General features: G+C 46.2%; 11 protein-coding genes. 7 read left to right on the forward strand and 4 right to left on the reverse strand.

From position 1 onward, the window contains the following. Positions 1-48: 48 nt before the first annotated feature. The 3 genes from EYQ95_RS11110 to EYQ95_RS11120 are packed head-to-tail and all read right to left on the reverse strand — an operon-like array spanning position 49 to position 2710. Positions 49-1503, reverse strand: a complete 1455-nt coding sequence (locus EYQ95_RS11110; RefSeq protein ID WP_111916235.1) for a sigma-54 dependent transcriptional regulator — start codon at positions 1501-1503, stop codon at positions 49-51. A 57-nt stretch (positions 1504-1560) separates the two neighbouring features. Then, entirely contained in the window at positions 1561-2085 is a 525-nt protein-coding gene (locus EYQ95_RS11115) for a DUF1285 domain-containing protein (RefSeq protein WP_111916032.1), read from the reverse strand. Positions 2086-2089: 4 nt separating this feature from the next. Further along, positions 2090-2710: a response regulator transcription factor gene (locus tag EYQ95_RS11120; protein ID WP_111916033.1), complete on the reverse strand. Its 621-nt coding sequence runs from the start codon at positions 2708-2710 to the stop codon at positions 2090-2092. A gap of 173 nt (positions 2711-2883) precedes the next feature. Between EYQ95_RS11120 and EYQ95_RS11125 the strand changes: the two genes are divergently transcribed. Genes EYQ95_RS11125 through pdxH form a run of 4 tightly spaced genes read left to right on the forward strand, consistent with a single transcriptional unit; the run spans position 2884 to position 7195 of the window. Beyond that, complete coding sequence (locus tag EYQ95_RS11125; protein WP_111916034.1) at positions 2884-3891, forward strand: hypothetical protein; 1008 nt, start codon at positions 2884-2886, stop codon at positions 3889-3891. 3 nt (positions 3892-3894) lie between these two features. Further along, positions 3895-5580, forward strand: coding sequence for an amidohydrolase (locus EYQ95_RS11130; RefSeq protein ID WP_111916035.1), 1686 nt, complete (start codon positions 3895-3897; stop codon positions 5578-5580). A gap of 20 nt (positions 5581-5600) precedes the next feature. Next, positions 5601-6548 (forward strand): DUF3369 domain-containing protein, encoded by a 948-nt coding sequence (locus EYQ95_RS11135; RefSeq protein ID WP_111916036.1) that lies wholly within the window; start codon positions 5601-5603, stop codon positions 6546-6548. Positions 6549-6550: 2 nt separating this feature from the next. Beyond that, positions 6551-7195, forward strand: a complete 645-nt coding sequence (gene pdxH / locus EYQ95_RS11140; protein ID WP_111916037.1) for a pyridoxamine 5'-phosphate oxidase — start codon at positions 6551-6553, stop codon at positions 7193-7195. Positions 7196-7198: 3 nt separating this feature from the next. On the opposite strand, the gene EYQ95_RS11145 is transcribed toward pdxH, so the two are convergent. Beyond that, positions 7199-8257 (reverse strand): Ldh family oxidoreductase, encoded by a 1059-nt coding sequence (locus tag EYQ95_RS11145; protein WP_111916038.1) that lies wholly within the window; start codon positions 8255-8257, stop codon positions 7199-7201. A gap of 66 nt (positions 8258-8323) precedes the next feature. Here EYQ95_RS11145 and EYQ95_RS11150 point away from each other — a divergent pair, with 66 nt between their 5' ends. The 3 genes from EYQ95_RS11150 to speA all read left to right on the forward strand — a co-directional run bounded on the left by EYQ95_RS11150 (position 8324) and on the right by speA (position 12259). Continuing rightward, a complete protein-coding gene (locus tag EYQ95_RS11150; RefSeq protein ID WP_111916039.1) occupies positions 8324-9355 on the forward strand; it encodes an ATP-dependent 6-phosphofructokinase in 1032 nt (343 codons plus the stop codon). A gap of 73 nt (positions 9356-9428) precedes the next feature. Beyond that, positions 9429-10346: an agmatinase gene (gene speB / locus EYQ95_RS11155; protein ID WP_111916040.1), complete on the forward strand. Its 918-nt coding sequence runs from the start codon at positions 9429-9431 to the stop codon at positions 10344-10346. Further along, positions 10343-12259, forward strand: a complete 1917-nt coding sequence (speA, locus tag EYQ95_RS11160) for a biosynthetic arginine decarboxylase (protein ID WP_111916041.1) — start codon at positions 10343-10345, stop codon at positions 12257-12259. The genes speB and speA overlap by 4 nt, the downstream gene beginning before the upstream one ends. The last annotated feature ends 21 nt before the right edge of the window (positions 12260-12280 follow it).

Here is a 12280-nt window from a genome sequence, read left to right on the forward strand (position 1 = left end):
CAATATGCCAATAAATCATGAAAGGTTTTTGCTTTATTTTTTAAGACGTTAGTCTTCTTTGGCGAGTTGGTACTTTTTCATTTTTTCGACCAGAGTTGTTCTACGCATGCCTAGCCTTTCCGCTGCGCGCGCTACAACCCAGTCTTGTTGTTCTAACGCTTGACGAATCAGATCAACTTCTAAGTCACCTAGTAGGGTTTTCAAGTCTACGCCTTCCTCAGGTAAACGCGCCGGCACTAACCCAGAACCTTCTGGGTAAAGCACGTCATCGAGTACGGCTTCATCTTCCGCGAACATTGCGTTTAATGCATCGCGTTCTTGCATCTCGTCTGGGTATGAAGGTTTATAGGGTTCTGCTGTAGCATCTCGGTATTTCCCCGGCAAATCGGCTACGTCAACAACACGCCCTGCGTGAGTTATGCATAACCGTTCAATAAGGTTCGCAAGCTCCCGAACATTCCCCGACCAACGATGTGTCGTTAGTGAGCCAAGCGCATTGTCAGTAAATCGAAGCTCTATGCCTTCGCGCTCTTTTTGACGACTTGCTAGTTCTTGAACCAACAGAGGAATATCGTCGTCTCGCTCGCGTAGCGCAGGCATTTCAATCGGGAATACGTTTAATCGGTAATACAAGTCTTCGCGGAACTTGCCTTCCTTAATCAACTCTTCCAAATGCTGGTGCGTTGCGGCCACAACCCGAACGTCGGCTCGCAATGTCTTATTACCACCAACTCTTTCGAATTCTCTTTCTTGCAATACACGTAACAACTTCACTTGCATTGGCATGGGCATATCGCCAATTTCGTCCAGAAACAGTGTTCCGCCTTCAGCGAGCTCGAAGCGCCCTTTTCGTGTACCAATAGCACCGGTAAACGCGCCTTTTTCGTGGCCAAATAGTTCACTCTCTAAAAGGTCAGGTGGAATAGCCCCACAATTCACCGGAACGAAAGGCCCCTTGCTTCGAAGTGAAGTGTCATGAACGCCTTTCGCAACCACTTCTTTACCCGTTCCCGACTCACCTAGAATCAATACGTTGGCATTAGAAGGTGCAACTTGTGCAATTTGGGTACGCACTTCTTGCATAGCTTCGCTTTTGCCCACCAAAGACTGGGCGAGTAAAGATACACGTTGAGAATAACTAACGTCTTCATGGTCAGGCTTTTGTCGGTGATATTCCTGCGCGTAATGCAGCAGTCGAATCACTTCACCATACGAAGGTTGCTCGCTTAACTGCCCTAAGCAATTCACCGGAGCTAGCGTTTCTTGGGTTACATCGGAAGTAGCAATAAAAGGAATACTGGGGTTGTTGAGTAAAAACTGAGCATCAATTTTTGCAGAGTCTATAACCACAATCACTGGCGACTGGGGTGAGCTTTTCAAAAGCCTTTGGCCTTCAGCGAAGTCGACAGCCATAGCTTTCTCACCAACGAACATAAAAATAGTTCGCAGCTCACGCAAGCGGCTTTCGTCTTCTGAAATAATGATTACCGATGTATTCTGCAAGTCAGTCAATTCCAATCCAACCTCATCTTTTGGAATTTATATACTTTCTTATTCAGCTTAATCTAATTTGAATCGTTGTGAACCACTTTGCAAGTAATATCCTGCATCTTCACCTTTATTGGCAGGCTGCACATGGTCACTCCACTGATAATAAACATTTCGGTGCACGCGAGCCAGAAGATTATCTCTTAACTTGACCGCAGGCAGCTCTTTGTCAATCACAATAGGATGCTCTTCGCCAATAATATACCTTTCTTCTATATTGGTTTCGACCAGCATATGCATTAATTGTGAGTCTTGTTCTTGGTGCCACTTCCACGAGGTCACTAGAAAGGGAAGGTCTTCCACGGTAATGCCGACCTTCTCTGCTGGTGTAACGAGGTAGTATTTGTCATCTTGCAGTGTAATCACACTCGCGAAAAGCTTAATTAAAGCTAGGCGATTGATTTTGCTGCCCTCGTGCCACCAACTGCCGTCAGACTTAATAACTAAGTCCATTTCTCCGCAATATGGAGGGTTCCACAACTCTGTCGGCGCACGGTTTTGGCGCTCCAGTTGGTTCTGCAGTGATTGCAGATCCATAAAACTATCCCACTACTTTGTTTTGTCTTAGCAAATACCAAAGTGTAGCTTCTGTCCGGTTCGAAACCTTAATCGCTTTAAAGATTGACGATAAATGAACGCGAATCGTGCCTTCGGTGATGCCAAGGATATTGGCAATTTCCTTATTTGAAAGTCCTTGCGCCAGCAACTGCATAATTTCTTGCTGACGAGGTGACAAACGGCGCTCGGGGTCGTAACGAGAACTATCATCACGACTACTCGAGTCAGGAATATAATTTCTGCCCTGTAGCAAGCCATGCACAGCTAATTTTACTTCTTCGGCGGAAGTGTCTTTTCGCAAATAACTAGACGCGCCTTGCGACAAACATTGGCGTATATCACTTTGATGCTGGCGCCATGTAAACAAAACGATGTTAGCGTCTGGAACCAACTCCAAAAGCCTTGGAACTACGGCTTTGTGGTCAATATCAGGCATGTCTAGCTCGGTAAATATTAGGTCATAAGTTTCCCCACTAGTCAGGTAGCTTTCGGCTACTTGAAAGTCAGTCGCTTCATAAATAGCAACATTGGACGTGTAACCAGTAAGCAGATAAATTAACCCTGAACGAGTGAAGAACTGTGGATCTATGATCAATATTTTCATGCGATTCAATATCTCGTAGTGAGCAAATTCGCTCACCTATTGTTTAGCGTTAGCGCAATTGCGAAAAGTACTTTTTATTTTCATTATGCTTTATATTAAGCATTGTATTTAAAGGTATACTTTAACAAATATATTAGTCAAATGTTACCTTTCTTGAGGGTGGTTTATACGATTTGCTTAAATTAATAGACTTCCGTTATGCCCTTCTGGCTTTTGCCATATTTCTGACCGCATGTAGTCAGGCGCCAAAAGATGTTGAGTTTATCGACCTGAACTTAGACAGAATCAATGCTGCACAGTTTAACCAAACAGGTGATTTGGCGGTGTCGGTTGGACGTGACATAGGCGTCTATAGTTTTGCCGGTCAGTTGCAGAACTTATTGAACTTACCCGAACCTGACGGAGTGTGGTTTGTTGAATGGGCGAACGACAATACACTTTGGATTCACGACCGCCAGCAAATTATCGTCTGGCGACCGCAGCAAGAACAAACTCAGTCCCTTACTTTAGATATTTCAGGCCCAATCCGCACACTAAGCGCAGCAGGCTCTTATGGCTTAGTTGCTCTGGAAAACAACAATGTATACTGGTTTAACACAGATGCCAGTCAACCCAATGGGTTAACGCAGTCCAAACTGTTTACGACAGCCAACCACCAAGCTATGCAACTCGAAGTGATGCTGCACGATGACCAAGTTAGTTTTTTCGCACTATTAAGAAATGGGTATCTGATACGAGGCAACCCTAATTCATCAGAATTAGAAACATCCGTACTGCCTCAGTCGCCTATTGCTCTGATGTTTGGCGGCCCCAATAGCAATAGCATTTATGCTCTTTTAGGTAGTTCAAACAATCCGCTAGCTACTCAGAACACCATTCAGGTACTCAATGTAAATACGCGGCAAAGATTCCCAAGTGTAAGTGTAGAGTCCGGCGTTTCAGTGGCACGATATACTTCCTATGGCGTTGTTGTGGGCGGAGGTAACAACCAGTGGCATGCTTGGGGTTCAGTTAACCAAGCTTGGCAACATGGTTACGCGCAAAAACATTCTAATCCTTTGCATCGAACTGACATTATTGATGTATTTGAGTACGCAAACCATATAGGATTATTAACATCAGATGGCGTTATCCAAAAATGGCCAACTTCATACTTCTTTGAGGAAACTGAGCAGGAATAAGCAATGAGACCTTTAAGTGTAATCATAACCTTTGTCGGATTTCTATTCGCAGCCACTTCATTCAGTAGCACCGCCGAAACGGTAACCTATTACAACATGAACGGTTATAGCTTTACGCAGGGCATTGGGGAAGAAGCTCAACTAACACGCTTTACCACTATGGTAGTCACCGACGGCAGAATTGTAGCGACTGGCGACCATGGCTTAAGACAGCTTGTCGAAGCAAACCGAGAAATAGATTTTCATGGCAAAACTGTTTTACCTGGCATCATTGACGCGCATGGACACATTCAAGGACTCGGCCAAAACCTCAATGAGGTAGATTTGCGAGGTATTAACAGTAAAGCCTCTTCGGTTGCTCAGGTCGCAAACTATGCCGACCAAAACCTCGACCTGGACTGGATTATCGGTAGAGGCTGGAACCAAGTGCTTTGGCCAGAGAACGCTTTTCCCAATCGCCAAGACATAGACAACGTGATTAGCGACCGTCCTGTGTGGTTAACTCGCATTGACGGGCACGCAGGATGGGCGAATTCAGCCGCACTAGAACTAGCTGGCATCACGGCAGAAACTCAATCGCCAGACGGTGGCGAGATTGTAAAAGACGAAAACGGCAACCCTACCGGCATTCTTATCGACACCGCCATGGAACTGCTCACTCAGCACATCCCAGGAGCATCTGAACAAAGTATTCGTAGTAATTATCACGCGGCTTTCGACCAGCTTTTATCGTTAGGAATCACTCAGGTTCATGACGCAGGAGCCGACGCCCGTCACTTGAATATTTACCAGCAACTGCTAAGTGAAGGAGCATTACCTATTCGAGTTCACGCTATGATTGCAGGCAATAGTCCTAACCTCGAAGCGTTACTCGAGCAAGGTACCTCAAGAGACGAATTCGACCGTTTGCAAATTAACAGTGTAAAACTCTACGGAGACGGAGCATTAGGCAGCCGAGGAGCGGCACTTATTCATCCGTATAGTGACGACCCTGACAATTCAGGCCTACTTGTCACGCCAGAAGAGCGGGTTTACCAGCTATTCAGCACGATTCACAATGCAGGCTTTCAAGTGAACTATCATGCCATTGGTGACTATTCAAATCGTTTAGCACTCGACACATTTGCTCAGCTTGAGCAGGAACATGAAGCACCGCTTGCAGAAATGCGTCACCGTATTGAGCATGCTCAAATCGTGCAAGTAGAAGACATTCCTCGATTCAAAACACTGGGTATTATTCCTTCCATGCAACCCACCCATGCCACCAGCGACATGAACATGGCTGAGGACAGAGTAGGCACCGAGCGTATAGCAGGAGCTTATGCATGGCGCACATTTTTAGATCAAGGTTCTATTATTGCTGCAGGTTCTGACTTTCCAGTTGAGCTTGCGAATCCTTTTTACGGCATTCATGCAGCAGTAACTCGGCAAGATCGAGATAACCAACCGGTAGAAGGTTGGCACCCGGAGCAGCGTATGAGCGTTGAAGAAGCGATTCGCTCATTTACCATAGACGCTGCTTTTGCGGGACATTTCGATGACGATACAGGTTCACTAGAACCAGGAAAATGGGCTGACTTCATTGTCATTAATAAAGACCCTTTTACCATTGCGCCTGAACACCTTTGGAAAATTGATGTGCTTGCCACGTATGTTGCTGGTGAACGTCAATACAAGAAGCAGCATTAGAACTAAGACAAGGACTTAGCATGACCGACTCATTTATGTTTGCTGACGAGCCCGAGCAAGTTGAGAGCGTTGGAGACATCGAACCATTTCATATCTTAATCGTGGATGACGACGAAGAAATACATGTCATTACAAAAATGGCTTTAAGTGAGTTTAAACTCGATGATCGCCCCTTATCTTTTACATCGGTATACTCTGGCAAAGAAGCAAGAGCATTACTTGAGTCACGAAACGACTTTGCATTAATGCTACTCGACGTAGTCATGGAAGACGACCATGCAGGCTTGGATCTTGTGAAGTGGACACGCGAAGTTCTCAAAAACAGTATGATTCGTATTGTGCTTCGCACCGGGCAACCAGGCCAAGCGCCGGAAGAAGAAGTCATCTCAAAATACGAAATAGACGACTATAAAGAGAAAACAGAGCTTACTTATCGGAAACTGATGACCTTGATGTATTCAAGCTTGCGTGCATTTCGAGATCTACAAGCTATCGAGAAGTATAAGCAAGGTTTAGAACGCATTATTGAGGCTTCAGCAGAAATATTCAGTGCCAAGTCGATGAGCCAGTTAAGTCAAGGCATTCTGGAGCAACTTGTAGCCCTACTCACACGCTCTTATTCTGCCGCGTATTACCGAGTCGACGGCTTTACCGCGAGTGGTGACGAACAACACCCTATGCATATCATTGCCGCTACTGGCGATTTCAAGAATGAAATTGGGCAGTCTGTTAACCATTCACTCGACCGAGAAATCATTACTAAACTTATCAATGACAAAGCAACTGTAAGCTTCGAGGTTGTTGGAAATACTTACTATGGCGTTTACAAAACGTCTTCTAAACATTTCTATCTGCTTTATATTCGCGGCATTAACGACCTAAACGAAACCGACAGAAAGCTGCTGAATATGTTTATGAATAATACCGCCATTGCCTTTGAGCATGCAGAAGTAGTAAAGGACAACTAACCATGGGTATCGAAGATATTCGCCGCGACTACACTCGGGGAACATTCAACGAACAAACCGCACATGAAATGCCTCATGAGCAATTTTTGCAGTGGTTTAACGACGTACTTAACGATGACTCCCTAACAGACCCAACGGCCATGGTCGTAGCATCATACGAGGAGGAGTCGGGTATTTCCCAGCGCGTAGTTCTACTCAAAGGCTCAACCCCCGAAGGTTATGTATTCTTTACCAACTATCAAAGCAGAAAGGCTCAGGCATTGCTCACTCAGCCCCGCTGTAGTTTGCACTTTTCATGGCTACATGCAGAACGTCAAATAGCTATTGAAGGCATAGCGAGGCCACTTAGCGACGAAGAAAATGATCGCTATTTCGCGTCTCGTCCACGTGCGAGCCAGCTTGGTGCATGGGCTTCTCACCAGTCCGAACCTATTGCCAACCGAGAAGCACTTGAGTCGGCCTTTCAAAGTGCCGAAGCACGTTTTCAGAATGAAGAGACCGTGCCTAGACCTGAGTATTGGGGTGGTTTTAGAGTAGAGCCGACACGTTACGAGTTTTGGCAAGGCGGCGCGGCCCGGCTGCATGACCGCGTGGAATATCTTCGCAACAGTAAAGGTGCGTGGTTTAAACAACGGCTGCAGCCTTAAACCCTAGACACTGGGCGGTTGAATTCCCAACCGCTCACTGCAACTTACTAATTTCGACCATATAATACTGTCGAGCTTAACGCCCTCTTGTAACTGCTTCTTCCGCAAAGCATACGCACGCTCTCCAGGAATCCGAACAGGCTCGCGTTCCACTATGGGCAAGCTATCTCGGCATCTTTGCAACAAGTCGTCTGTTACGCGTTTAAACTGGGCTAACTCGCCGAATGCAGAAGGGTCCATAACCTGTACGAACAGTGAGTTCCGTTCCCCGTCACTCACACCGTCCATTCGCCCGTAATTACTCAACGCCATGGTCCAAATTTCAGACATCAAACATAGCGCATAGCCCTTATAACCATGTTCAGCACCGCCAATAGGCATCAACGCCCCACCCTCTTTTAAATATGTTTCCGGGCGGTTCGACACCTCTCCATATGCGTCTACCAATGCTTGGAAAGGAAGTAATTCGCCGCGGTCGTTCGCTTGGTTCACCTTTCCTGCTGCAGTAATTGAGAAGCTCATGTCTACCCATAGCGGAACGCTAGAAGTAGGTACCCCAAGTGCGTAAGGGTTGGGTGAAAATACACGCGACTTTCCACCGAAAGGCGCAACGCTAGCTTGCGCTGGCGTGGAAGCTATCATAGAAACCACTAAGCCTTGGCTGGTTGCTTGCTCAAGATATGAGGCTAAGCACGCAACATGATCGGCTTTACGAACCACTATCGTTCCCGTTCCCGCTTCTTTTGCCATTTCACATGCTCTTTTTACAGCGAGTGGAGCAATGTAAATACCAGGGAGAGTGTGGGCGTCCCACGTTTCCACTGCTGCTCGACGTTTAACAATCTCAACTTCTGCGTTCGAGTCAGCTTCTATTTTAACAAGGCGCTTTACATTGTATGGCAACCTGCGAAGCCCGTGTGTTGAAAAGCCAAGTAAGTCGGCCTGAATCAAACTTTCTGCCATGACATTTGCTTGTTCAGACTTAGCACCTGCTTTTTCGAAACAAGAAACCGCCCAGCGTCTTAAGGTTTCATAGGAAATAGAAACGCCTTCGTTATTCATTTTCACCCCGGTTATGCGCTACTATGGTTTCTTTAGTGTAACTTGAATTTAGCTAGTGGTCAGCGGATGAAAAAGGACAAATCATTGAAGAAAATCGGTGTCATCACAAGTGGCGGGGATTCTCCCGGCATGAACGCGTGTATCCGCGCAATTGTGAACACAGCATGGCAAGACGGCATCGAGGTTGTGGGGTTTCGACATGGCTATCGAGGCATCGTCGAAGACTTTGTTCAGCCACTACATCCAGACGACATGCGATTAGTCAGTCAGCGCGGTGGAACATTCCTTAAAAGTGCTCGCTATCCGGAGTTCCGTGAAGACGACGTAGCTAAAGCAGCAGCGAAAAACCTCACTAAGCACAATGTTGACGGCTTAATTGTTATTGGCGGAGACGGCTCGTTCCGCGGCGCTTACCATTTAGAGAAATTTTGGGACGGCAAAATTATTGGCTTGCCAGGAACCATAGACAATGACTTAGCAGGAACCGACACCACAATCGGATTCTCTACCGCAGTAGACACTGCAATGGAAGCCATTGATAAAGTGCGGGAAACCGCTGAAGCTATGGCGCGCGTATTTATTATTGAAGTTATGGGCCGCCACGCAGGCTTTATCGGTTTGCATGCAGCTATAGCAAGTGCTGCAGAAGCTATGATTGTACCTGAAATGGAACCTCAGCCGAACCTCTCAGAACTTGCTGACAATATTATTCAAGCACGCACTGCCTTCCCAGACAGTAGTTATATTGTGGTGCTTTCAGAAAATCTGTGGCCCGGCGGCGTTCATGGGTTAGCCGAGAACTTAGGGAAGTCGACTGGTGTAACCTGCCATGCTTGCCCATTAGGACATATACAACGAGGTGGCCGACCCAATGCGCAAGACCGCATACTCGCAATGCAACTCGGGAACGCGGCGGTTAACGCCATGCTATTAGGTAGCCACAACGTAATGATCGGTCTAGAAAACGAGCACGTAGTGGAGGTGCCGTTGAATTTAACTTTCGAACGGGACAAACCTTTAGACCAGCGATTAGTTGACCTACAATTGAGTTTACAGGGTGTAAATATTGCTTCAAAAGAGGCAAACAAAACCTCATAATGTCGCCCCTTTTTTGTAGTGCGTACCATAGCCTAAATGCTATGGCTTTTAGTGAATATAGAGGTGGATAAATTTGGCTGACACATATCCAGTTCCTGTAACGCTCGACGAGCCTGTTCGCGCCTATTTTGGCGCTGACTTGGCCACCGAGTTACAGTCAAATACAACATATATTATTGGCTTTGGTTTCGACGGAACCGCATGCTTCCGTAAAGGAACCCGTTACGGGCCAAATGGTCTTCGTGCAGTTTCCGAAGATATTGAGTCGTTTTCTCCGTACCTCAACGACGACCTCGAAGACTACACGTTTTATGACCTCGGTAACCTCCAACTCGGCGACAGTACCGACGTGGAAGCTCAGTGGAAAAGTGCCACAAACGACTTTAATAAGGTCTTTGATCCCATTGATCTGCAAAGTTCGGGCATTAAAGTGGTCACTCTTGGTGGTGAACACTCTATTTCTTATGCGCCTATCGTAAAACATTTGAACCAATACCCAGACTTAGTTTTGGTTCACCTGGACGCCCATGCGGACTTGCGAGACGGTTTTACCGGTTACCACTACTCGCACGCCTCTATTATTCGTCGAGCATTAGACCACTTCGGCCCAGGTCATGAGTTAATTCAGTACGGTATACGTTCAGGTACTAAAGACGAATATCAATGGATGCGTGAAAACAAAACCATCCGCACGTCACGTCAAGAGTTCTTAGAGAGTATTGCGGCCATTCCAGATGACCGTCCTATTTATTTAACGTTAGACCTAGACTATTTCGACCCGTCGTTCTTTCCCGGCACAGGAACACCAGAGCCAGGTGGAGAAGACTTTCATTCGTTTGTTAGCCTAATTAAGCTGTTAAAACAGAAAAACTTCGTGGGCGTAGACGTGGTAGAACTTTCACCCGAAATAGACCCTACAGGTAACTCAGACGTATTCGCAGCGAAAGTTGTGAGAGAACTAATTTTGGTGCTCGAAGGAGGTCGTAAATGACCGACAACACATGGTCAATTGAAGACTCAGAAGAAATATACGGCGTAAATCGCTGGGGCGGCGGATACTTTCATATTGGTGAACAAGGCAGTATAAAAATTTCACCTGATCATAAAAACCCTAACGTGTCGATTGACATGGCAGAAGTTCTTGAAGAAATGAAAGCCGAAGGTATTCAATTCCCAGCGGTTATTCGTTTCCACGACATTCTTCGATCTCAAGTTGAAATTCTTAACACAACGTTTCGTGAAACCATTAGTGCCGCTGACTACAACGGCCAATATGTGGGGGTTTACCCAATCAAAGTAAACCAAATGCGCGAAGTTGTAGAAGAGATTCTCGACGCAGGTGAGCAATATAACTACGGCTTAGAAGCAGGCTCAAAGCCGGAGCTCATGGCCGTTATGGCGTATAACGACAACCCGAATGCGCTAACTATTCTTAACGGATACAAAGACGAAGACTATCTCACTATGGCGCTACTTGGCCGCCAACTAGGTCGCAAAATGATTGTGGTTGTTGAGAAGTTTTCAGACTTACAGATGTTGGTTCGCCTAGCTAAAAAATACAAAGTACAGCCTCTTATTGGTTTGCGCTCAAAAATGATGGTGCGTAGTACAGGTAAGTGGTCTACGTCATCAGGCGACCGCGCTAAATTCGGGTTAAGCATTGCAGAAATCGTCAATGCAGTTGAGTACCTGAAAGAGCACGACATGTCCGAATGTGTGAAGCTTCTGCACTTCCACATTGGTAGCCAGTTGTCTGACATTCGTAAAATAAAAGAAGCCGTAACCGAGGGCGCGCGCCTTTATGCCAAGCTTATACAAATGGGTGTACCACTAGAGTATTTAGACATTGGTGGTGGCTTAGGTATCGATTACGACGGCTCTAGCACCACAACCGACTCGTCGCGTAACTATTCGACAGACGAATATGTTGCCGACGTAGTTTATGGGGTGAAGCAAATTTGCGACTTGGAAAAAGTACCTCATCCGAATTTAGTTAGCGAGAGTGGCCGCGCCATTACCGCACACCACAGCTTGGTGGTTACCGACGTAGTGGGTGAAATCTCATTAACAGGCACAAAGTTCGACATTAGCGCCACCGAAGGCGAGCATGTGCTTGTCACCAATATGCGCGAATTAGTGAATGCCAACGAAGTTCACCCGCAGGAACGCTACAACGACGCAGCGGCCTACAAGCAGAGTGCTTATGAAGCATTCAAGCTAGGTATTCTAGGCGTTGTTGAAATGGCAAAGCTAGACACCATGTACTGGCAAATTTTGAGTGACATACAGTCGCACCTCGACGACGAAACTCGTCAAATTCAAGAGCTAGACAGTTTAGAAGACAGTTTAGCAAGCCAATATTTAGCGAACTTCTCTATTTTCCAATCTGCTGCAGACACCTGGGCTATTGGCCAGCTACTGCCTATTATTCCGTTAACACGACTAAACGAAAAACCAGAAGTACGCGCCTCGATTGTAGATATTACCTGCGACAGTGACGGTAAAATTAGCAAGTACATGGACAGCAACCAGATCAGAGAAAACATTCCGATGCATAAGCTGCGTAAGGGAGAGTCTTACCCTATCGGAATGTTCCTTACCGGCGCGTACCAAGATGTGATGGGTGACATGCACAATCTGTTTGGTCGACTCACTGAAGTGCATATCTTTAGTCACGACGACGAAGCAGGCGATTTCTACATTGAAGAAGTAGTTCCGGGTCATTCGGCTGAAAAAGTGCTAGAAACCATGCAATACAACACTGATTACATGGCTAAAGTTGTTAAAAAGGCGATTGATCGTGAAATCAGAAAGGGACAGCTACCACCAAGAGAAGGTGTACGCTGGACCGATTTCTACGAGCGTTGCTTAGCCGGAACAACTTATTTACGCCACGAAAAATAGAGAAAACATGCAAAAACGAGC

The organism is Lysobacter sp. N42 (assembly GCF_004344885.1).

What these genes read in the sequence shown, in the direction of transcription:
- EYQ95_RS11145 (WP_111916038.1), bottom strand. Translation starts at nt 8,257, where the DNA reads ATGAATAACGAAGGCGTTTCTATTTCCTATGAAACCTTAAGACGCTGG.
- EYQ95_RS11150 (WP_111916039.1), top strand. Translation starts at nt 8,324, where the DNA reads ATGAAAAAGGACAAATCATTGAAGAAAATCGGTGTCATCACAAGTGGC.
- speA (WP_111916041.1), top strand. Translation starts at nt 10,343, where the DNA reads ATGACCGACAACACATGGTCAATTGAAGACTCAGAAGAAATATACGGC.
- EYQ95_RS11120 (WP_111916033.1), bottom strand. Translation starts at nt 2,710, where the DNA reads ATGAAAATATTGATCATAGATCCACAGTTCTTCACTCGTTCAGGGTTA.
- EYQ95_RS11135 (WP_111916036.1), top strand. Translation starts at nt 5,601, where the DNA reads ATGACCGACTCATTTATGTTTGCTGACGAGCCCGAGCAAGTTGAGAGC.
- pdxH (WP_111916037.1), top strand. Translation starts at nt 6,551, where the DNA reads ATGGGTATCGAAGATATTCGCCGCGACTACACTCGGGGAACATTCAAC.
- EYQ95_RS11130 (WP_111916035.1), top strand. Translation starts at nt 3,895, where the DNA reads ATGAGACCTTTAAGTGTAATCATAACCTTTGTCGGATTTCTATTCGCA.
- EYQ95_RS11115 (WP_111916032.1), bottom strand. Translation starts at nt 2,085, where the DNA reads ATGGATCTGCAATCACTGCAGAACCAACTGGAGCGCCAAAACCGTGCG.